The sequence below is a fragment of the Bacillus sp. EB01 genome, assembly GCF_000613125.1.
Taxonomy (GTDB): Bacteria; Bacillota; Bacilli; order Bacillales; family Cytobacillaceae; genus Bacillus_D.
This window is the reverse complement of sequence record NZ_HG964497.1, coordinates 4,345,005-4,366,754: the sequence shown is the minus strand read 5'-3', so window position 1 is coordinate 4,366,754 and position 21,750 is coordinate 4,345,005. Positions and strand designations below refer to the sequence as shown.

Here is a 21,750-nt window from a genome sequence, read left to right as displayed (position 1 = left end):
ATTGATAGCAAACCGTTAATGCGAGTTACATTCAGTTTTTTAATTTGGATTCTACAAACCTGTTTATCCGCTCTATAGCTTCTTCAAGCTGGGAAAGTGAAGTCGCATAGGAAAGCCTGATATTGTCAGGAGCTCCAAAACCAGATCCAGGAATCACCGCAACCTTCGCTTCGGTCAAAAGTGCTTCTGTGAATTCATCTCCGTTCTTGAATCCTGTAAGCCTTACAGCCTCACTGATATTAGGGAAAAGATAGAAGGCTCCATCCGGCTTAATACATGTGAAGCCGGGAATTGCAGTTAGTTTGGAAAATACGGTCTCAAGCCGATGTTCAAAAGCCTGGCGCATTTCTTCCACAGGTTCTTGTGTTCCTTCATAAGCAGCAATTGCCGCATATTGCGCGGTGGTTGTAGGATTGGATGTACTATGGCTGGCAAGGTTGGACATTGCCCCTATGATTTTACTATTCCCTGCGGCATAGCCTATCCTCCAGCCTGTCATTGAGTGGGATTTGGACACACCATTAACAACAATTGTCTGATTCTTGAGTTCGTCGGAAATTTCCGCGATAGAAACATGTTTTTTATTTCCATATACAAGCTTTTCATAAATTTCATCAGAAACAATCAGTATGTTATTCTCCAGGCAAACTTGTCCCAATGCCTCAAGTTCTTCCTTTGTATAAAGCATTCCTGTAGGGTTGCTAGGAGAATTGATTAACACTGCCTTTGTTTTGTCTGTGATTGCAGCCCGTAATTGTTCAGGAACAATTTTATAGTTATTTTCTTCTGTTGCATTAATGTAGACCGGGGTGCCGCCGGCAAGCTTGACCTGCTCTGGATAACTGACCCAATACGGCGCAGGGACGATTACTTCATCCCCTTCATCAAGGATGACTTGAAAAAGGGTGTACAGCACATGCTTTGCGCCATTACCCACGATGATTTCATTCATTTTATAGTCCAGTCCCTGATCTGCTGCCAGTTTTGCGATTATTGCCTTTTTCAGCTGCGGAAGTCCGGCTGTTGGGGTGTATTTGGTTCGCCCTTCATCCATGGAGTTCTTTGCAGCCTCCAGAATATGTTCCGGAGTGTTGAAATCAGGTTCGCCAGCTCCAAGCCCGATAATGTTATGTCCCTGTGCCTGAAGCTCCTTGGCTTTTGCTGTAATTGCCAAAGTTGATGACGGGGTTAAGGAAAGTACTCTTTTAGCCAATTTCATTTCCATGCTGCTACCTCCACAATATAAAAATTAAAGATTTTCAATTATTTTATACATTTCTCCGGTTTCAAAGTGAACATAATAATAGTTGATCAGACCATTGCCGGTAGAATAGTATACTTCCCAGAACGGGATTCCGTTCTCCATGCCTGGACGTACAGAAATGATTTCTTGGGGGCTTTTGTCGGCAATGACCTTATTGATGGCATCCTGTCTTGAAACCCCATCCTTTTTTTCATGCACGACGATTTTCCCGTCACTATCCGGCATCCATACAATGATTTCATCGCCTTCGTTATTTTTTCCTTCGACTACGTAAACTTGCTCCTCGCCATTATAGAGAGTAAATTTGCCGTAATCTGCCAAGTCGGCTTCTTCAGCTGCACGTTTAACCGCCTTCTCTTCTGCTGTCCTGACAGGCTCAGTTGCGTTTGAGTAAATCCATCCAGCGGCCCCTAAAAGAATAGCTATTATCAATAAAAAATAGAGAATTACTTTCTTCACAGTACCGCCCCTTATGTCCGGTATATCGTAAAAACGGCCTTGCTTTGGTCTTCTGTATCGAGCGCAAGTCCGAACATAAGATTTTGATGTTTCAACGTCCGGTTCAATGCATCGACCACCTTGTACAAGTCCGGCCCATGTTGAATTTTTACAGTTGATAGAACTTCTATTTTGTTCTCCATGCATGTTCCTCCATTGCTTCCCATTGGGGCTGTTCATTATTTTAGTCTATATTTCTTCATTATAACAGGGAAGAAGACGATTGGTAGCGGAATTCACCCGAGTTTTTGGCTTTTACCCCTAACACTTAATCACTAGGCTGTGTTAAACAATATTGTTGATTCGCTCTAGGCGCTTCAATCAATTATTTTTGAAAAACAACAATATCCTTATCCTTTAACACAGCCTTTTACCAAAAAGTAAATAAGCTTCCTACTAGAGCCACTTTTCAATCCCTTCGATAAGTTCGTCGATTCCCACCTTATGGACGGGAACTTTGGGAATGGAGCGAAGAAAGGCTTTGCCGTACGCCGCTTCTCCAAGGCGTTTATCAAATACAACAATAACTCCCCTGTCCCGGCCAGTCCTGATCAGCCTGCCAAAGCCCTGTTTGAACCGTAGCACTGCTTCAGGCAGGGAGTATTCCGAAAATGGCTTGCCTCCCCGCTGTTCTATCATTTCGCACTTTGCCTTCGTCCACGGTTCATCTGGCGGGCTGAAAGGAAGCCTTACGACCACAAGGCATGATAGTCCCTCACCGGGAATATCGACACCCTCCCAAAAGCTGTTTGTTCCGAAAAGCACAGCCTTATCAAACTTCAGGAAGTTCCGTGTCAGACGTGATCTGCTTCCGCCGGATATTCCTTGGGCAATCAGAGCAAACTCTTCTAGCAGACCGCTTTCTTTAACAAGTTCATATGTCTTTTTGAGCATCTCATGCGATGTAAAAAGAATGAGCATCCTTCCTTTAGCGGCATCGCAAATGGAAATGATCCTTCCTGCTATTTCTGCTATATATTCATCCTGCGGAACGGTGTTGACAGCTGGCAAATCTGTTGATATAAACATCTGAACATTCCGCTCATAATTAAACGGGGACGGTATGGAAACAGTGTTGACATGATGTGAATCAAGACCAAGATTAGAAAGAATAAAGCTGAAAGACTGATCGACAGTCAATGATGCCGATGTCAGAATTACAGATTTTTTTTTGTCAAAAAAACGCGCTTTCACCTCACTTGCCACGGACAAAGGCATTGAATAGATACTCGTTGCATTATGCGGCGACCTTGTATCGGTTTCAATCCATTTTACATACCTCGTATTATCTAAAAAAATTACATTTAATTTATGCCTTAGCTTCTCCGCATCCTCCATAAAACCATGGAGCTGATCAGCCAGTACTGCAATATCAGTCGAACCAATTGGAATAATCAGGTCAAGCATCGAGGCCGCAGCCCCATGAAGATCCTTTAGTAAAAAAGAAAATCGGTTTGCTGCATTCTTAAGAACTTCCCATTCACGATGATTGGTTTTTTCATCAATACGCGCTTTCAAGCGTTTCGGGGCATGATTCTTAACAGTTTTTGTCACAAAGGAAATAAGTAAATTAAAAAAATCGTCCATTTCGTATATAGTATCTGAAATAAGCTGATTAAATTTCACCCTTGAGACTGCTTTCCCACGGTCCGGAAGACTGGAGATCACCTTTTCCACTTTATAAAACAATTGCTTTTGCTCATATAATCCAAATTGGCCAAGGGTGAGCCTTGCACCTATATAATCCAGCCGGATGCCCATATGGTCACTAGAGGCATGCTCAAAATGATGCCCTTCATCAAGGATGGCATAATCGTATTGCGGCAGGACAGTACTTCCTGCATCCACATCAGAAAGCAGAAGTGAATGATTCGTAATGATTAAATCTGCCTGGTTGGCAAGTTTTAAGGCATAATCGTAAAAATGGTAGCCCTGCCACGCTTCTTTTCCTATTGGATTATTTCCTTCTTCTGAAATTGAATTCCAGTACAAAGCACCACCGCTTGAAAGGTTTAGCTCATCTCTGTCCCCGCTTTCGGTCCTGGTCAGCCAAACAAGGATTTGCATTTTCGCAAGAGCAGTGTCGTAGTTGTCGTTTTCCTCTTCAAGGCTTTTTGCAAAGGCTGGCAGGGAAAGATAATTATTCATTCCCTTCATTAGCGTGGCTTTAACTGGAAATGGTAAAGTCTCCTTTAGAAGGGGGATATCTTTTTTCATCAGCTGCTCTTGAAGCTGAATCGTATATGTACTAATTACAACTCTTGCCCCTCTCTGCCGGGAGAAAAAGGCAGCAGGAAGCAAATAGCCAATCGACTTCCCAATCCCTGTTCCAGCTTCAATCAGCGCATGGGTATGATTGGTTAAGGCATGATAAACTTCATCCATCATTTCAAATTGACCCGTTCTTTCCTCATATTCCACAAAAGAACGGAGCATCATTGTCTTTTTGTCTTCATCCTTAAAAGGATAGCTAGTATCATCATTTGTAAATTCCTTGGTGGAAAACTCATTTTTTCGCTTCAGGCTTATCCCATTGATTGTCACAAGCTTGCCAGTATCGGACACATGCGCAGAAACAGCCTTGGATGAATACTCTTCCAGAAGGAGATGGATATCGCTCTTAAGTCCCTGGGATAGGGCAGAGAGCTGTTCCAGTGTATTTTTAGGCAAAGATTCCATCTTGCTGAGGAACAAAAGGAACAGTTCGGCTGTAACTAGCGCATCACTGTCAGCTTGATGAGGACGATCATGTTCCAGTCCTTCCTTTTCAGCGAGGTCTGACAATTTATAACTGTCTGCTTCAGGTTCAAGGAACCGTGCCATTTCAACAGTGTCAATGACAGGGCCTAGAAATCCTTCCTCGCCCGCCATTAGAAGTTCTTCTTGCAGGAAACCCAAATCGAATAGCACATTATGGGCTACAAAATAAGCGTCCTCCAAAATCGAAGAAATTTCCGGGGCTACTTCACTGAACAAGGGGGCATCCTTTACATCTTCATTCTTGAGGCCCGTCAGTTCTTCAATAAATATCGGGATTTGTTTCCCGGGATTTAAAAGAGATGTAAACTGATTTGTAATTTTGCCTTCTTCAATAACAACAGCAGCAAACTGTATTATTCTATCGCCTTTCTTTGGTGAGTTGCCGGTTGTTTCAAGATCGACTACAACGAATTTCTTATGCATCCTTACACATCCCAATAATTCTTTCAATCAAAACCGTACCATAAAATGTAGAAAATAAAAAGCGGAGGCCATCTGGATGGCGCTTCCGCTTTCATATTTACATAATGGTATTTGCCGGTTCAGCATGAAGGAGCTCAATAATCCTATTATTTTCATCCATGATTGCTACCTTTGGTTTATGGTAGGCAACTCTTTCTTCCGCAACTAAGCAATAGGAAATAATGATGACAACATCGCCTTCCTGTACGAGCCTTGCAGCCGCACCATTCAGACAAATAACACCACTGCCCCTTTCCCCGGGGATGATATACGTTTCAAGGCGAGCGCCATTGTTGTTATTGACAATCTGTACTTTCTCATTCGGAATCATACCAACTGCATCGAGAATGTCCTCGTCAATTGTAATACTGCCAACATAATTCAGATTTGCCTCGGTCACCCGGGCGCGATGGATTTTTCCGTTCATCATGGTGCGAAACATTAGCTTCTCCTCCAGTTATATCAGAATAGCCTGCTGAGGCTCTTAGGCGTCCAAAAGAATGTTATCGATAAGCCTTGCCCCCGAGAATCGGACAGCCAAAGCAATGATGCATCTGCCATTTATTTTCTCAACAGGTTCCAGCGAAGGATAACCGTATAGCTCAACATAATCAATTTGGCCATTTGTTTCGGTCTCTATCATTCTTTTAATTAAATCAATGACCTTGGACGGGTCCTTCTCCCCATTATCGACAGCCTTCCGCCCTTCCTTTAATGCCTTGAAAAGGGTCGGGGCTTCTTTGCGTTCTTTTTCAGTCAAATACACATTCCTGGAGCTTTTTGCAAGGCCGTCTTCTTCCCTGACCGTCTCAACCGGAACAAGTTCCAACGGGAAATTGAAATCGTGAATCAACCCATCCGCAACAGCGACTTGCTGTGCATCCTTCAAACCGAAATAAACTCTGTCAGGCTGAACTATAGTAAATAACTTCGTGAGGACGGTTGCAACTCCGTCAAAGTGGCCAGGCCTGGACCTGCCGCACAAGACATCAGTCCTTGATTCCACAGCAACCCTGACACTTGGCTTTGAGGGATACATCTCCCCGGCAGTTGGTACAAATACAAAGTCCACTCCTGCATTTCGGGCAATTGTTAAATCCCGTTCCAAATCCCGGGGATATGCATCAAAGTCTTCGTTAGGACCAAATTGAAGCGGATTAACAAAGATACTAATGACAACAATATCATTCTCTTTTCGTGCTGTTTGAATGAGCTTCTCGTGCCCTTCGTGGAGAAAGCCCATTGTAGGAACAAAGCCAATCGAACGGCCTTCGCGTTTATGTTGTGAGAGCTGCTCACGCAAGGGTTTTATTTGTTCTACTTTTTTCATCTGATACCACCGTATAAAGCTTGAAGTTCTTCCTCTTTCATAGTAAAAGTATGGGCATCTTCAGGGAATACACTGCTCTTTACATCGGAAACATATTGGCCGATCATATCGATAATATCATGGCCAACTTGCCCATATTGCTTAACAAACTTTGGAACGCGATCAACACCGTAACCTACAAGGTCATGATAGACAAGAACTTGTCCGTCCACTTCTGCGCCTGCACCAATTCCGATAACGGGAATCGAAACCGTGTTCGCAACCTCAGCAGCAAGCTGCCGGGGGATACACTCAAGGACAACAGCAAATGCCCCAGCCTCTTCACATTTCCTTGCATCCTCAACCAGCTTAGCGGCAGCGGAAGCGGTTTTGCCTTGAACCTTGAATCCTCCCAGGACACCAACCAATTGTGGTGTAAGCCCAAGATGCGCACATACTGGAACACCCGACTGAGTCAATGCTTTGATTTTTTCCAATACATCATCGGCCCCTTCAAGCTTGACTGCCTGGGCGCCGGTTTCTTGAATAATTCTAGCCGCATTCCGGAGAGTGTCTCCCACCGAAACGTGATAGCTCATGAATGGCATATCAACAACAGTGAACGTACCTGGTGCTCCCCTGCGTACTGCCTTCGAATGATGAACCATATCATCCACCGTCACGGGGACGGTCGAATCATAGCCAAGCACAACCATTCCCAGTGAATCTCCGACAAGAATCATGTCAACCCCGGCTTGTTCCGCAGTCTTGGCAGCTGGATAATCATAGGCTGTTAGCATGACAATCTTTTCGCCATTTTGTTTCATTTTTGTAAAATCCGTTGTACTTTTCACTATCAATATCCTCCTTCTATTAGGAAGAGGGGATAAAAGGAATTTGCCACAGCATAGAAAAAGATCCTGCTGAAGGCAGAGGATCCCGTTGTCGTTTGCATTTTATCCCTCTGTCCCGGTCCAATACGGATCTAGGCAGAAACCATGTTTAGTTAGGAATTGCTCTTTTTAGGTGCAGTTCTTTTGGATACCGCCCAATCGAATTATAGCAAAAAGGCTTAGCTGTTGCCAACGTAAATAATTTGAAAACTTTTGATTTTCGTTCCACAAAGAGAAGCTCCGAAGGATACCGCAGAGCACTTTTAAATATAGGCTCTGTTATAGCTAAATGTGGATTTCACTCTGTTTGAAAAATGAGGGGAGAAATTCCAGTTAAATCGGGAAATACACATATTTCCCTTAAAATAAGGGGAGTTTTTCCGCTTATCAAACCAGAATCATTGGTTTTTGACTTATTTTAAGAAGTTAAGGGGAATTTCTCCGCTTATTTCTGTCTCTTAAGGTGCCCGTGGGTACAATAGGCGGAAATTCTCCCCCTAATAAATTCTTATACCTCAACAAAAATCAACAATGAATACTAACAGAGCCTAAAAATAAAAGCTGGGTTAATGGATATTGGATATATTAGCATTGTTGGTTGGAGCGGAAGGCGCATAGACTCGTTCGAAAATGCAAATAACGCATTTTCTCCTGCGGTGCCTTTTCAGGGAAGCTTACTCAACGTCCTAACGGGAGATAATGTCAGTGGGAGACCCCGCAGGCGTCGCGCCGAGGAGATAGAAAAGCGAGGCGACTGCCCAGCTCCGACAAGCGCTCCTCGAAAATGCAAAAAACGCATTTTCTTCGTGCGATGCTTAAGCTTCCGAAGCATACTCTTGTGAAAGGACTGAAGCAGAAGTCGTTCTTTGACTTCAGCTGAGGTACTGAAGCGACCTCGAGCTGTAACAATCATCGCTTTTCCAAAGCCATGATTGTTACAAGATACTCAGGATGCTTAGTCAAGAAGAAAACTAGCTAGGAGCCACAGCTAGACAGGCTCCCAGGCCGCCCGTGGAAAGCGAAGCGCCTCGTGACAGGCAAAGAACGCCTCGCGACACGCAAAATGCGCCTGTCTCTGCGATGTTAATTCGCTGGTGCTTTCCTTTGTGTCCCTGCGATGATTATTCTTGGAAGATTCCCTTTGTGGAGCGGAAATCAACAACGTTGTTTAAAATAGCTAAAAATAAAAAAGGCTGTCCAAAAGTGTCGTCATTCAACGGCCTTTTGGACAGCCCACATTTTATATGTGTCATCGCCAAGTTTATACTATTGATTTCAATAAGCACTAACTAGATATGCTCGGCAGCTCTATATCTGCTGAATAAATAGAGTGGATTTTACCATTTAAATCTTCAATCTGAAGGACACCATCTTCAGTAATTCCTAATGCTGTTCCTTCAATAGTCCCATTGTAAGTCCGAGCCCTGATTGGCCCTCCAATTCCTTTTGCATAGCTCTCCCAAAGAAGCTTTATAGGATGGAAGCCTTGTTCAAGGTAAAGTACATACAGCCTTTCAAATTGAAGGCAAAACTCGCGGATTAGTCCCGCGCGTGATTGCTCGGTTCCTGTTTCAAGCGCAACGGATGTTGCAAGTTCTTTCAGTTCATCTGGAAAATCGCTTGCCAGCTGATTTACATTGATCCCTATCCCAATGATGACTGAATGTATTCGGTCAGCTTCTGCCTGAAGTTCGGTAAGAATTCCAGTCAGTTTTTTTCCATTCGCCAAAATATCATTGGGCCATTTGATTTCAGGTTGAAGCCCAGTAGCAGCTGCAATTGCCCGTACAACCGCGACAGCCGTTAACAAAGTTAACTGGGGTGCTTTTTGAAGCGGAATATCTGGCCTGACGATCAAACTCATCCATATTCCCGTGCCGCTTGGAGAATGCCATTTCCGATCCATTCTCCCCCTGCCAGATGACTGTTCGTTTGCTATTACAAGAGTGCCATTGGGGGCAGATTCTCCAGCAAGGGAATGTGCTATTTTTTGAGTTGAATCCACTGTTTCAAAATAATCGATCGTCTTTCCAATAAAGTCCGTTTTTAACCCAAGGCGGATTTCATCCGCTGTCAAGGATGCAGGAACCTCGATCAGTCTGTAGCCTTTTTTTCTGACTGCTTCAAGTATGAAGCCTTCTTCCCGAAGCCCTTCAATGTGCTTCCAGACTGCAGTTCTCGAGCAACCAGCCGCTTCTGCCAGGGCTTGGCCAGATACGAATTCCTCACCGGCATCAGCAAAAGCATCAAGGAGCTTTTTCCTTATCTCTGATTGCAATTGAATAGCCACTCCTTTATCTTATCTTTGCGATTATCAAGCTGGCCATGAATAATCGCGTCTTCTACCATAGCGAGTTGTTCTTTCACCCAGGGGCCTCCCGTTTTACCGGACCACTTTACCAAGTCTCCGCCAGAAACATCCATTTCATCACTAGACTTTATCGGCAGGCTATTATGCATTTCAACCCATTTTTCGATCGTGGCCGCACCAGCCTGGCCACCTATGGACTGTATAAGTTTTTCCACCGATATTATATTTTCCTTCCCTGCCTGATAAAGAAGGCGAAGGTCCCAGTTAGATTGCAGCCTTTGTTGAAAAAAGTAAAGCAGTTTGGCAATAGCTTTTATTTTTTTGACTGGCAGTTTCCAAACCCGAAGGAACTCATCGACACCATCTTGTTCGATACTGATGCAATAAAGAAGCAGTGCCCACATTTCATTAAGGTTCAGGTTTGAAATTTGATAGGATGAAAGCTTCGAAATTTCTGTTTTCCGCCCGCTTAATCCTGGAAGGTAGTCCAGGATTCCTGCTTCGGTTATCATCCTGATTCCTTCAGCCCTCCCAGTTCCCTGGAGGATTTTTTCAAACTCTACGGACTTTCGTTCAACAGCGATATGGGTTAACAGGTGTGCAGCTTCAGACAAAGAGGATAATGTTCCCTTTTCGATTGAAAAGCGAAGCTGGCTAACAAAGCGAATCGCCCTCATGATCCTAAGCGCATCCTCACTGAATCGTTCCACAGGATTGCCAACCGTTCTTATTTGTTTTTTGACGATATCCTCTTTCCCGCCAAACGGATCGATTACCACACCATGCCTGTCCATTGCCATCGCATTTATTGTAAAGTCTCGGCGCATCAAATCTTCTGTTAAAGAGGTAACGAATTTCACCTCATCAGGCCTGCGGAAATCCTTATATCCTGTTTCAGTCCGGTATGTCGTAATTTCATAGGACTCACCTTTAAATAGGACAAGTACTGTACCATGTTCAATTCCAATGTCGACTGTACGGGAAAAAATTGTTTTAATTTGTTCTGGCCTGGCAGAAGTAGCAATGTCAACATCCCCAATAGGCCTGTTGAGGAAGTTGTCACGGACTGCCCCGCCAACAAAAAAGGCCTCAAATCCGGCGGCTTCTATCTCCTCAATAACTGGCAATGCATCCAAAAATGGTTTTTTCACCATTTTCACCTAATTTCCCAGCAATTTATAATAAAGATTTTCATACTCAGCAACAATTCGGTCAGCATTGAACTTTTCCTTCATGTCTATAGCGGCTTTTTGTGAAAAGCTTTGATGAAGAGCGGAATCTGACAGAATGGCTATCGCGCGATTGGATATATCTTCTATATCTCCCAACCTGCAAATATAGCCTGTTACTCCATCTTCAATTACCTCCGGGATGCCGCCAATATTTGTACCGATGCACGGTACCCCGCAAGCCATTGCCTCAAGGGCAACTAGCCCAAAGCTTTCTTTTTCAGATAAAAGAAGCATAAGGTCACTAATAGAATATAATTCCTCTACATTATCCTGTTTTCCAAGGAATAATACTTTTCCCTTTAATCCCAATTCCTCGACGAGCCTAGTAACATTCCTCATTTCAGGCCCATCGCCAACAAGGAGCAGTTTTGCTGGCATTGATTCAGATATCCTGGCAAATGTCCTGATTACATCACCAACCCTTTTAACAGGCCGGAAATTGGAAACATGAATAACGACCTTTTCTTCGTCCTCAATCCTCAGTTTTTTCTTTAAATCAGGATCGGCGCTTCTAAGATATACCCGTTCATCTATGAAGTTATAAACCGTTTCAATTTGTTTATCAGGATGGATCATTTCCATCGTTTGAGTAACGAGTGAATTTGAAACGGCTGTAACAATATCGGATTTTTCAATACCGAATTTGATGGCATCAGCCAGAGATGGGTCATTCCCAAGCACCGTGATATCCGTACCATGTAAAGTTGTCATTATTTTCAGGTCCCTGCCACTCATTTGCCTTGCCAGGATAGCACAAACGGCATGTGGGATCGCATAGTGGACATGCAGGAGGTCGAGGCCTTCCCTGTTGGCAACCTCGGCCATTTTGCTAGCGAGCGCAAGGTCATATGGCGGATATTGAAAGACTGAATATTGATTCACTTCCACCTGGTGGTAATAGACATTATGATACATTTTTCTCAGCCTGAATGGCATACTCGAGGAGATAAAATGGATCTCATGTCCTTTCTCGGCGAGGAGTTTTCCCAGTTCGGTCGCTATAATACCCGATCCTCCAACTGTTGGATAGCATGTAATCCCGATTTTAAGTGTTTTCATTTTTTAAATTTCTCCCAGTAGGTCACCATCAAGCAATAGCGGTCCGCGAGTTTTAAAGCCCTCAGCATAGTTCACGCCAGCCTGTTTCCCAAATAAGTATTCCCGTGCTTCTAAAGATTCAATATAACCATTAACCAGCGGGGTATCGAAGCTTTTATCGTTTTTCATAAATTGGCTTCCATAGGCATTCAGGGAGCTTTTCTTCATTTCAAAAAACTCAGAGATGTCTATCAAAAAATCCGGTTGGTGAAAGCCATTTATCATATAATAATGCAATCTGTCTGCCTTGTGAGGAGGAAGCCCGGTTCCGTCATCAAATTTACGGATACCAGCAGAAAAAACCGCCTCATCAACAAGGCGGGCACAATTTCCATGATCGGGATGCCTGTCCTCAAAATAGGGTGCAAATACAAGCTTAGGCCTGTAGGTCCTAATTATACCAACAATTTGTTTAATATAATCTTCTTTTAAAAACAGTCCTCTATCAGGCAAGTCAAGACCGATCCGTTCGGCTCCGAGAATAGAGGCAGCTTTGGCCGCCTCTTTATTTCGAGTTTTTACATTTCCGTTTGAAGACAGCTCTGCCTGTGTCAAATCACAAATGACAACCTTCTTCCCCCGTGCTGTAAACTTTGCAATTGTGCCGCCCATACCAATTTCAACATCGTCTGCATGGGCACCAAAGGATAGTATATGTACGGTTTCTGCACCGCTGTTCATTCGTTCTTCTCCCTTGCTACCGTCCGCCAATCCAGATGCCCTTCCTCTATCCCTTTTATAAGGATTTCTGCAGTACCCATATTCGTCGCCAGCGGTATTGCGTAAACATCGCAAAGCCTTAATAAAGCAGTTACGTCAGGTTCATGAGGCTGTGCTGTGAGTGGATCACGGAAGAAGAAAATTGCGTCCATCCTGTTGTTGGCTACCAGTGCTCCTATTTCCTGATCCCCGCCTAGGGGGCCTGATTGAAAACGATGAATCGAAAGGCCGGTAGCTTCTGATATTCTTTTCCCGGTAGTACCTGTAGCAAAAAGGGAGTGCCCCTCAAAAATCTTTGTATATGCAGTAACAAAATGGATTAAATCATCCTTCTTTTTATCGTGAGCAATTAACGCTATGTTCATTATTTTCCCCCGCTATTCCAAGATATTTTCCAATCCATATACAAAAGAATCAATTTTCATTACAGTTTCCACTGCTGTTTTTACACCGGACATAAACGATGCCCTTGTATAGGAGTCATGGCGTATTTTTAAAGTCTGGCCTTCAGAGCCGAAAAGCACCTCTTGATGGGCGATAAGCCCAGGAAGCCGGACTGAATGTATTCGCATGCCTTCCAAATCCGCGCCACGCGCACCTTTAAGCGTCTCCTTTTCCTCAGGGTGACCCTGCTTATGCGCACTGCGAACTTCAGAAATCATTTGAGCTGTCTTTACTGCAGTCCCAGATGGAGCATCCAGCTTTTTATCATGATGCATTTCAATAATTTCGACATTTTCGAAGAACTTTGCTGCCATTTTTGCAAATTTCATCATTAAGACGGCGCCTATAGCAAAATTCGGTGCGATGATGCAACCGAGTCCCTTTTCACTTGAAAGCTGTTCAAGTTCTTTCAGGTCAGCTTCTGTAAATCCAGTAGTGCCAACAACAGGTCTAACATTATGTGTTAAAGCCGTTCTCGCGTGATGCATGCCCGCTTCTGGAACTGTAAGGTCTACCAATACATCGGCGTCTACCGACTGGAGGCATTCCTCAATGTCCGAGAATACAGGTACTTCTTTTAGAGGAAAGCTTCCAATTTGGCCAAGTGTAAGGCCATTGTTGCTTCTATCCAATACTGCAATCAATTCAAATCCAGGAGTTTCAGCAACAAGCTTGACAGCTTCCTGCCCCATCCTCCCTCTGGGGCCGGCTATCACTATTTTTATATTTTTCTCCACTAGTACTCCACCATCCATTATTATTTTTTCGTCCAACGGTCCTTATCCCGGGTCCTGAATTTTTCCATAACCATATCGTGAGCTTCCTGCAAATCAATATCCAGGGAATTAGCTAGACAGATTAGCACGAATAGCACATCCCCTATCTCTTCATTAACCGTTTTTGTTGCCTCGGTAGCCTTTTTTGGTTTTTCACCGTAATAATGATTAATTTCACGGGCAAGCTCCCCCAATTCCTCAGTGAGCCTTGCAGTCATCGCCAGCGGGCTGAAATAGCCCTCCTTGAATTGGCCTATGTATTCATCGACTTCTTCCTGAAGCTTTTTAACTGTCTTATTCTCTTGCATCCTTTCACCCCTATGCCTAAGGAATGTTTACATTATGTATGATAGGCTATAACTCATGTTAGCTAAATTAAAATGCATTTACAAATATTTTTGCACACTATTGATTTTAGGTGGAAATTGCCGGAACTTGCTTCATCGGATATAATTATATCCGGCTTAATTGGTCAAAATATGGCAAAGGAGGCATCATATATGATAAAAGGCCTTAAAGTAAAAAACATCCTGCTCATTTTGCTAGGGACGGCAATTATGGCATTCGGGGTTATTAATTTTAACATACAGAATCAGCTGGCAGAAGGCGGAGTTACAGGGATCACGATCCTCATCTATTTCTTGTTCAAATTTGATCCTGCTTATTCCAACTTGATTATAAACATCCCTATTTTCTTTCTAGGTTATAAATTACTTGGAAGAAGAGCATTCATTTATACGGTTATTGGAACTGTTGCCCTTTCCGTCTTTTTGTGGATTTTCCAAAGGGTCCCTCTTAATATTCCACTGCGTGATGATATGTTTTTGGCGGCTTTATTCGCCGGTCTCTTTATTGGCGTCGGCCTTGGTATTATTTTCAGGTTTGGAGGCACCTCAGGAGGCGTTGATATTATTGCCAGGATTGCCCAGAAATACTGGGGGATCAGCATGGGAAGAACTATGTTCATGTTTGATGCTCTCGTAATTATCGCATCTTTCTTAACTTATCTCGATTATCGTGAAGCCATGTATACGCTCGTTGCAGTAGCCGTTGGGGCCAGAGTGATTGACGTGATGGCTGAAGGTGCCTACTCTGCCAGAGGCGCAATGATTATGTCCGAAAAGTACGATGAGATTGCAGAACGAATTATGAAGGAAATGGACAGAGGTGCTACTGTTCTTAAAGGCTATGGCTATTATAGCAAAAATGAACGGGAAGTCCTGTACTGCGTTGTTCCAAAAAGTGAAATCATCAGGCTTAAAAACGTCATCACAGCGGTCGACCCTCATGCATTTGTCTCGGTAACAGCCGTCCACGACGTCCTTGGAGAAGGCTTCACACTCGATGCAAACAAGAATCCATTTGATGTATAAGTCTAAAAACAAAGCAAAAGAGCGGGGAATTAGTCCCCGCTCTTTCTATTCGTCACGTGTCATGCCGGTATAAATCAAAACAAGCCTTAACAATTCAAGTACCGCAACTGCTGCTGCCGCCACATAGGTCAAAGCTGCCGCATCAAGGACCTTCTTCGCAGGACGCTCTTCTTCATTCCGGATTATCCCAAGTGAAACTACTTGATCCAGTGCCCTGCTTGAAGCGTTGAATTCAACAGGAAGAGTGACGATTTGGAACAAAACCGCTGCCGCCATGAATATGATTCCTAGCAAAAGCAATTCACTCATATAGGCAAGCATTCCAATTATGATCAGGATCCAGGAGAAGTTGCTTCCAATATTGGCAACAGGTACAAGCGCATGCCTGAACCTAAGAAATGCATAATTCTCGCCATCCTGGATGGCGTGCCCGACTTCATGGGCAGCAATAGCTGTGGAAGCTAAAGAATGGCCATGGTAGATGTCAGGTGACAGCCTGATAGCCTTTGCCCTAGGATCGTAATGGTCACTCAAGAAACCGCGTCCTTCTTCAATCCTTACATCATAAAGCCCATTGGCGTGAAGAATTTCTCTGGCAACTTCCGCCCCAGTCTTCATGGAGGATGAGGAGACCTTCGAGTACTTTTTGTATGCCCCTTTGACCCTCATTTGTGCCCATAACGGGATGAGGATTATTATGGCAAAATAGATTAAAAACATGTTCAACCCCCTGTCCAGTTAGTTAATATAACTTTACCGAACGAGGGGGAATAATGTCAATCTTTTAGCCCGCGGCGTTTTCGCGTAACTTCCTTATCACCCTGATATTTTCGCCAGCCGACATACGACAATGTCAGAATAATAATGCTGCCTGTCGAGATAATCACCCACCATAGGGATGGATCAGCCTCATCCTCTTCTATTCCCTCAAAAATATCCTGAAGACTCGACTCGAGAGCTTCAAATTCCTCTAAATCATTCTGGCTGGCTGGAAGTGTTGTGTTTAGGCGTTCAACCGAGCGGACTCTTGCATCTACCTGCTGGAGCTGTTCCTTGGGTACATCAATTTTCATGCTAGGGTAAATAAGTTCATATAATGCAAGAAATGAATTCAAATTAGCATGATATTGTGAGGCCTCACCATTTACGGCAGCCTTTTTTGCCATTCCAAAGGCGCCCATTACCTCATCCTCCATCTCGGACCAGAGAGGCTCAGAAGATGTCGACAAAGCATCAATAACCAAACGGAAGCTAGTGACTTTATTTAGTCTTTCCTGATATTCCATGGTAGGACTAGCGGCGGCTTCCATTGCTTCGTCCCTGGAAACTGAAACAATCCTCAATTCATCCAGAGTAAACGGTATATTATCATCATACATTTGCTCGAATTCCCTGGAAAAATTACTTAATAATTTTTGCGCATCCTCATATCGCTGATTCTTGACCATTTGAAACGCATCGTCTGAAATTGCATCTAGCTTTTCTACGTTAGCGAGGTTTTCATCTGCAAGAGCTGCAATCGGAAAAGTAAATGATAAAAGAATTATAAGGAAGCATCTAATCTTCATATATTGGCACCCCTCTCATACTAGTAAAAATGTATGAAAAAAAGGACAAGTATAGAACTTGTCCAAATAATAAATTAATAGGTATGCCAATGGGTAAATATTTATCGGTTAAGGAGCATCCCTGGGGGATAACCGCCCTTTAAGTTAGTAGTATGGCTTTCCTCTACTTCCCATCAGTCGAAAATAGCCACTAATTGAATTTTCAGCTTATAAATCGAGTTTGAACCGTTTAGGCCTCACACATAAATACCAGGTAATGAAAATGGATGAAACCGATAGCCAAAACGTGAAATATCCAATCTGAGGGATAAACCTATCCAAAACCGGATACCTGGGAAGCATGAAGAAAACATAATCAATAACATCATTATGTAAAGTCCATAAAGCAGCAACTACCAGATGCCAGGATTTTATCCTGTAAAAGGGCGCATAAAGGACACCTTGCACTGCCATAGCCAGGTGGGACAGCATAAGCATCCAAGCAATCAAATCCAGCTTGTCCGTTACGGCGAATACTAATAAATTCATTACAACTGCCCAAATACCATACTTAATCAACGTCACGATTGCCAGTGCTTCGATTAGCGGCCAATTCCTTTTTAATAGAAAAGCAATTAATACAAATACAAAAAAGAGGCTTGCTGTTGGGCTGTCCGGTACGAAAATCAAGAATATTGCAGGCGTTTCTTCCAGCTGCCACCCGTACCAAATATATCCGTATATTGTACCGAAAATATTCACAACTAGCAGGAGCATAAGCATTGGCCTATAAGCAAGGAGAGGGTATAAACGATTCATAAAAAATTTCCGCCTTTACGTAAAATATGTATGGGTTGATGGTATCACAAAATCGAAAACAGCAAAAGATAATCCCGCCTTATATTAAAACATGGTAGTGTATGTTGGATATCGCTTCGTGGAAACGTTAATGCCTTGTACATCTTATCGTTCCGTCCCTGAACATTACCATCAACCTAGTTTAAAGCACGAATATATTAATTCTAAAAATGGAAATTAACAGGAAGTCGGTCAAGTGGAGAAATACAATACTTAGTTCTAATAGAATAGAACTATAATGTGTATCTATCAACTAGAAAATTACATACCAATCCGCAGCTCCACCCCTGCATAAAGAACAAGCGCAAGCGCCTTCGTGACAGGCAAAAACCGCCTGTCCCTGCGATGATTATTCTCAGGAGGAGGCCTGAAGTTTGCGCACGCGTAGGCGCTCCTCATTACGCTATCGCGCAATTTCGTACGATGCATTTTCGGGGAAGCTTTCCTTATGGAGCTAGACGTAGATATGCTCAGTAATAAAAGTTATCCACAGTCGCGAAATTTATAATTTCATTAAACATTAAAAAGACCGGTGGTTCACCCCACCGGCCTCAAGATTATTCACTCTTTAAGTTAGCGATATATTCGGATAAAACTTTCAGTTCTTCATCAGTACCTTTAAACATACCAGCTGGCATTTTGCCTTTACCTTCAACCGCAACTTTTGCGATGTGCTCTGCATCAAAGCCTGCACCGATTAGTTTTGCACCACCGGCACCACCCTGAAGCTCTGCACCGTGGCAGCTGATACAACCCTGATCCTGATAAATTTTATATCCGTCGGCCTCTTTATCAATATTGGCGCCTTCCACAATTGCTCCCTGGCGCTTTGCAGCTGCCCAGTCATGAGTATCAACAACTTCCCATGTAAGGTAGAAGATCCCAGCGACAGCGAGAAGCATGAAAGCTGTTGCAGCAGGGCGTTTCGAAGGTTTCCGTTCGGGTCCCCTATCAATGAATGGAGCAAGCAGTAATGCGCCGAATGCAAGGCCAGGTATGACCATTGAACCGATTGCATTATATGGTCCCGAAGCATACGTATATTTCAACAATTGATACAAAAACATAAAATACCAGTCAGGAAGCGGAATATAGCCCGCATCCGTCGGATCTGCAATTCTTTCTAACGGTGATGGATGCGCCACCGTCAAACATAGAAAACCAACCAGGAAAACTGCGCCAACCAGCCATTCCTTCAAGAGGAAGTTTGGCCAAAAGGCTTCTGTTTTTCCAGGGTATTCCGAATAGTCTTTGGGAGTCATCGGTTTACGCTCAGAAGGCGCCAACACACGTGAATCGCCAACAAACTTCATACCTTTTCCGCGATGCATCGAAAAATCCCCCTCCTTTATCGTCATTTAGAGCAGGACTATGAAAGTCCCGCCGCAAATTATTAACCTACTCTTAACGTGCAGTAACTCTCTCTGCAAGATTCAAAGAGTTCCCTGGAATCCAGGCAAAACGTCAACTGCCCTGTCAAGGTCCTATCGGATAACTTACCTCTCAGCGGGGAAAGTTATCCCCTCCTGATGGAAGGTCCTTTTATAGCGGCCCCGAGATACCCTGCTTACGGATCATAAGGAAGTGGGCTCCCATTAGACCCAACAGAGCAGCAGGCAGGAAGAAAACGTGAATCGCGAAGAAGCGGGAAATCGTCTGTGCACCAACAATTTCCTGGTGTCCTGCCATCAAGGCTTTTAGATAAGGTCCAATTAATGGTACAGATTCGACAATTTGCAACGTAACCTTTGTTGCAAATAGCGCTTTCATATCCCATGGCAATAAGTAGCCTGTAAGTCCAAGGCCAAGCATAACGAAGAAAATAAGTACGCCAACAATCCAGTTCAGTTCACGAGGCTTTTTATACGCTCCCTGGAAGAATACCCTTAATGTATGTAGGAACATCATAACGATGACAAGGCTCGCACCCCAGTGATGCATACCTCGGACGATTTGTCCGAAAGCGACTTCATTTTGAAGATAATAAACAGATTGCCAAGCATTTTTTATATCCGGAACATAATACATGGTCAGGAACATTCCGGACAGGATTTGAATGACGGTGATAAAGAACGTCAGTCCGCCAAAACAGTATACGAATGCAGAAAAGTGATGGGCAGGGTTAACGTGCTCAGGCACTTCGTGGTCAGCAATATCCCGCCATAACGGCGTAATATCGAGACGCTCGTCTACCCAATCATAAATCTTGTTTAACACGGGCTAGACCTCCTTCCATGGCTGCGGCTTGCCTAAATACAGATAGCCGTCTTTTTCCTTAACCGGGTACATATCAAGCGAGTTGATTGGCGGTGTCCCCGGGATAAGCTTACCGCTTTTTTCATAACGCCCCCCATGGCATTGGCAGTAAAACTCATTTTCAAATTCTGGGTTGTTATTCCAGCCGACCGTACAGCCAAGGTGTTTACAAACTGGTGAAAGGGCAATAATTTTGCCTTCCTCGTTTTTATAAACCCAAGCAGTTTGGGTCACTTCAGATTCATACCAAGCATCCTTTTGCTTGAAGGAATAATCTACCCGTACCGGCTCTTCGGTCAGGTCTGACATTTTTTGTGACGTCGGAATAAAATCCCCGGCACTGTCGGCTTTTAGCATTGGATCAATGGCAAAGCGAACCATCGGCATTAGCATGCCAGCAGCCATGAATCCCCCAACGCCTGTTAAAGTATAGCTTAAGAACTGCCTTCTTGAAACTCGATGCTTACTCATGCTTCTCCCCCCTCTGTTCACACGTTAAGTCCGTACATTTACTAATTTTAACTAGGACATTATCATGATATATCAATCTGAATTCAAGGTCAATATTATACTATTTTGTGAACTTTTCATTTTTCCTTAATTTCTTGCTTTTTTTATTATTACATTGTGTTAAAAATGCCCAATATGGATGGCAGAAGTAAAATTGATTGTTGGATTGAATAATTTATTATTTTTCTTCTCGCCATTTCGATGTAAAAAGCTCAGACAATTGTTTCACCTGTTCGTTGATAAGCGTTTTCTTTTGTTGATCATCCATACTTGATAACGGCAATGATGGAAGCCACAGCAATGTACCCGCAAGTGCGTCATTGGACTGTATCCATACCTGGTCCGAGGTCACAAAAAATATATGGCGGAGCCCCTCCTCTTCTAGACCTGTTTCCCAACGTTTCAGCCGCACCTCAATTTCCTGGCGATTTTCAGTATGTAAATATGTAAAAGAAGGCAACAACAGCGCTCTTCCGGCAAATTGCCTTTCAAGTCCTAAAGCCAGAATTCCAATAAATTCGGACATCGAGGCAGACTGTGGCATCTTGTCCCCTAAACTAACTGGCACCAGCGGAACAATTGCGGTATCAATATATTCTTTTGATTGTATGTATTGAGCAATATCCTGTGAAACCCATTTCATCCAATGTCTCTCCTTTGTTCTGTAACTGTTTCCATCATACCATCCTTAAAGAGCGAAAGTGAATTTAAAAGATAAAAAAAGAACAAAAGTGCAAGCGCCTTCGTGACAGCCAATAAACTCCTGTCCCTGAACAAAAAAAGAAAGCCCGCGTTTGGCGAGCCTTCCATCCTAATATTAACGTCATGCTTCCCTTATTGGGAAATCCGCCTACAATTGGTTTTCATATTGGTGCGGCTTTTTCATTCTGTTCAATTGTTCGGTAAAGAGAAGGAATGCTTCTTTGTCCTGCTTATCAAGTGCCTCATCAATCAGAAGGAGCAGTTTTTCCTCATTAAAACGCTGGATACTATAGTTGAGGAACTGTTCCGCAATTACCTTATCCTTTTCATTCACCTGCAAATGCCTTGGCATATAAGGGTTATCTTCAAGAACAGCCGCATACTGATGAACTTTATTGGAGGCGTTAAAATTGAGCTGGATATATATTTCTTCCTCCCTGTTCAGCCTGATGTCATGAAAAGACTTCTCAGCATCGGTTGTCATTATATTTTCCTTATAAAATCGAAACGGCACTTTGTCTGTGCAATGAGTGGACATGATAAGGCCCCTGGGGCAATATTGTGCCTGATCAACAAAATGCACCTTTTCCATCAGTTGGTCGTGGCTCATAAGATAATTGAGGATCCAAACACATTCTCGCCTTTTTAATTGATAATGGTTCAAAAACCATCTGATAAAGTCTTTTTTCTCGTTGACAGATACAGGGGTTGCCATGATCATTTCCCTCCTCTGCTTA

23 protein-coding genes are annotated in these 21,750 nt (G+C 43.3%); 1 reads left to right on the top strand and 22 read right to left on the bottom strand.

The window, feature by feature from the left end:
• Nucleotides 1-31: 31 nt before the first annotated feature.
• From TY16_RS20415 to TY16_RS20355, 14 genes are all read right to left on the bottom strand, one after another.
• Nucleotides 32-1,219, bottom strand: a complete 1,188-nt coding sequence (locus TY16_RS20415) for a pyridoxal phosphate-dependent aminotransferase (RefSeq protein WP_043934873.1) — start codon at nt 1,217-1,219, stop codon at nt 32-34.
• A 30-nt stretch (nt 1,220-1,249) separates the two neighbouring features.
• Nucleotides 1,250-1,723, bottom strand: coding sequence for a cell wall elongation regulator TseB-like domain-containing protein (locus TY16_RS20410; protein WP_043933628.1), 474 nt, complete (start codon nt 1,721-1,723; stop codon nt 1,250-1,252).
• An 11-nt stretch (nt 1,724-1,734) separates the two neighbouring features.
• Nucleotides 1,735-1,905, bottom strand: coding sequence for a YpmA family protein (locus TY16_RS25895; protein ID WP_081773056.1), 171 nt, complete (start codon nt 1,903-1,905; stop codon nt 1,735-1,737).
• 253 nt (nt 1,906-2,158) lie between these two features.
• Nucleotides 2,159-4,945 carry an ATP-dependent DNA helicase DinG gene (gene dinG, locus TY16_RS20405; protein ID WP_043933627.1) on the bottom strand — a complete coding sequence of 929 codons (2,787 nt, stop codon included), beginning with the start codon at nt 4,943-4,945 and terminating at the stop codon, nt 2,159-2,161.
• Between the two features lie 97 nt (nt 4,946-5,042).
• Nucleotides 5,043-5,426, bottom strand: coding sequence for an aspartate 1-decarboxylase (panD, locus tag TY16_RS20400; protein ID WP_043933626.1), 384 nt, complete (start codon nt 5,424-5,426; stop codon nt 5,043-5,045).
• Nucleotides 5,427-5,468: 42 nt separating this feature from the next.
• The gene (gene panC, locus TY16_RS20395; RefSeq protein WP_043933625.1) at nt 5,469-6,314 is read right to left on the bottom strand and encodes a pantoate--beta-alanine ligase; all 846 of its coding nucleotides are present in this window, start codon (nt 6,312-6,314) and stop codon (nt 5,469-5,471) included.
• A complete protein-coding gene (panB, locus tag TY16_RS20390; protein ID WP_043933624.1) occupies nt 6,311-7,147 on the bottom strand; it encodes a 3-methyl-2-oxobutanoate hydroxymethyltransferase in 837 nt (278 codons plus the stop codon). The genes panC and panB overlap by 4 nt, the downstream gene beginning before the upstream one ends.
• Nucleotides 7,148-8,471: 1,324 nt before the next feature.
• A complete protein-coding gene (locus TY16_RS20385; RefSeq protein WP_043933623.1) occupies nt 8,472-9,476 on the bottom strand; it encodes a biotin--[acetyl-CoA-carboxylase] ligase in 1,005 nt (334 codons plus the stop codon).
• Nucleotides 9,449-10,651, bottom strand: a complete 1,203-nt coding sequence (locus TY16_RS20380; RefSeq protein WP_081773055.1) for a CCA tRNA nucleotidyltransferase — start codon at nt 10,649-10,651, stop codon at nt 9,449-9,451. The genes TY16_RS20385 and TY16_RS20380 overlap by 28 nt, the downstream gene beginning before the upstream one ends.
• A gap of 6 nt (nt 10,652-10,657) precedes the next feature.
• On the bottom strand, nt 10,658-11,788 hold the full coding sequence (gene bshA / locus TY16_RS20375) for an N-acetyl-alpha-D-glucosaminyl L-malate synthase BshA (protein WP_043933621.1): 1,131 nt from the start codon (nt 11,786-11,788) through the stop codon (nt 10,658-10,660).
• 3 nt (nt 11,789-11,791) lie between these two features.
• Nucleotides 11,792-12,508 (bottom strand): bacillithiol biosynthesis deacetylase BshB1, encoded by a 717-nt coding sequence (gene bshB1, locus TY16_RS20370; protein WP_043933620.1) that lies wholly within the window; start codon nt 12,506-12,508, stop codon nt 11,792-11,794.
• The gene (gene mgsA, locus TY16_RS20365; protein WP_043933619.1) at nt 12,505-12,912 is read right to left on the bottom strand and encodes a methylglyoxal synthase; all 408 of its coding nucleotides are present in this window, start codon (nt 12,910-12,912) and stop codon (nt 12,505-12,507) included. The genes bshB1 and mgsA overlap by 4 nt, the downstream gene beginning before the upstream one ends.
• A 12-nt stretch (nt 12,913-12,924) precedes the next feature.
• Nucleotides 12,925-13,746 carry a 4-hydroxy-tetrahydrodipicolinate reductase gene (gene dapB / locus TY16_RS20360; RefSeq protein WP_043934872.1) on the bottom strand — a complete coding sequence of 274 codons (822 nt, stop codon included), beginning with the start codon at nt 13,744-13,746 and terminating at the stop codon, nt 12,925-12,927.
• A 2-nt stretch (nt 13,747-13,748) separates the two neighbouring features.
• Complete coding sequence (locus tag TY16_RS20355) at nt 13,749-14,075, bottom strand: nucleotide pyrophosphohydrolase (protein ID WP_043933618.1); 327 nt, start codon at nt 14,073-14,075, stop codon at nt 13,749-13,751.
• 192 nt (nt 14,076-14,267) lie between these two features.
• On the opposite strand from TY16_RS20355, the gene TY16_RS20350 reads away from it, so the two are divergent.
• On the top strand, nt 14,268-15,140 hold the full coding sequence (locus tag TY16_RS20350) for a YitT family protein (RefSeq protein WP_043934871.1): 873 nt from the start codon (nt 14,268-14,270) through the stop codon (nt 15,138-15,140).
• A 45-nt stretch (nt 15,141-15,185) separates the two neighbouring features.
• On the opposite strand, the gene TY16_RS20345 is transcribed toward TY16_RS20350, so the two are convergent.
• From TY16_RS20345 to TY16_RS20310, 8 genes are all read right to left on the bottom strand, one after another.
• The gene (locus TY16_RS20345; protein WP_043933617.1) at nt 15,186-15,860 is read right to left on the bottom strand and encodes a zinc metallopeptidase; all 675 of its coding nucleotides are present in this window, start codon (nt 15,858-15,860) and stop codon (nt 15,186-15,188) included.
• 56 nt (nt 15,861-15,916) lie between these two features.
• Nucleotides 15,917-16,708, bottom strand: coding sequence for a sporulation protein YpjB (gene ypjB / locus TY16_RS20340; protein WP_043933616.1), 792 nt, complete (start codon nt 16,706-16,708; stop codon nt 15,917-15,919).
• Nucleotides 16,709-16,915: 207 nt separating this feature from the next.
• Nucleotides 16,916-17,506 carry a DUF1405 domain-containing protein gene (locus TY16_RS20335; RefSeq protein ID WP_043933615.1) on the bottom strand — a complete coding sequence of 197 codons (591 nt, stop codon included), beginning with the start codon at nt 17,504-17,506 and terminating at the stop codon, nt 16,916-16,918.
• 596 nt (nt 17,507-18,102) lie between these two features.
• Complete coding sequence (locus tag TY16_RS20330; RefSeq protein WP_043933614.1) at nt 18,103-18,876, bottom strand: menaquinol-cytochrome c reductase cytochrome b/c subunit; 774 nt, start codon at nt 18,874-18,876, stop codon at nt 18,103-18,105.
• A gap of 211 nt (nt 18,877-19,087) precedes the next feature.
• Entirely contained in the window at nt 19,088-19,762 is a 675-nt protein-coding gene (qcrB, locus tag TY16_RS20325) for a menaquinol-cytochrome c reductase cytochrome b subunit (RefSeq protein WP_043933613.1), read from the bottom strand.
• 3 nt (nt 19,763-19,765) lie between these two features.
• The gene (locus tag TY16_RS20320) at nt 19,766-20,272 is read right to left on the bottom strand and encodes a ubiquinol-cytochrome c reductase iron-sulfur subunit (RefSeq protein ID WP_043933612.1); all 507 of its coding nucleotides are present in this window, start codon (nt 20,270-20,272) and stop codon (nt 19,766-19,768) included.
• A 217-nt stretch (nt 20,273-20,489) separates the two neighbouring features.
• Nucleotides 20,490-20,954 (bottom strand): DUF2487 family protein, encoded by a 465-nt coding sequence (locus TY16_RS20315; RefSeq protein WP_043933611.1) that lies wholly within the window; start codon nt 20,952-20,954, stop codon nt 20,490-20,492.
• A gap of 207 nt (nt 20,955-21,161) precedes the next feature.
• A complete protein-coding gene (locus tag TY16_RS20310; protein WP_043933610.1) occupies nt 21,162-21,728 on the bottom strand; it encodes a ReoY family proteolytic degradation factor in 567 nt (188 codons plus the stop codon).
• Nucleotides 21,729-21,750: the final 22 nt, after the last annotated feature.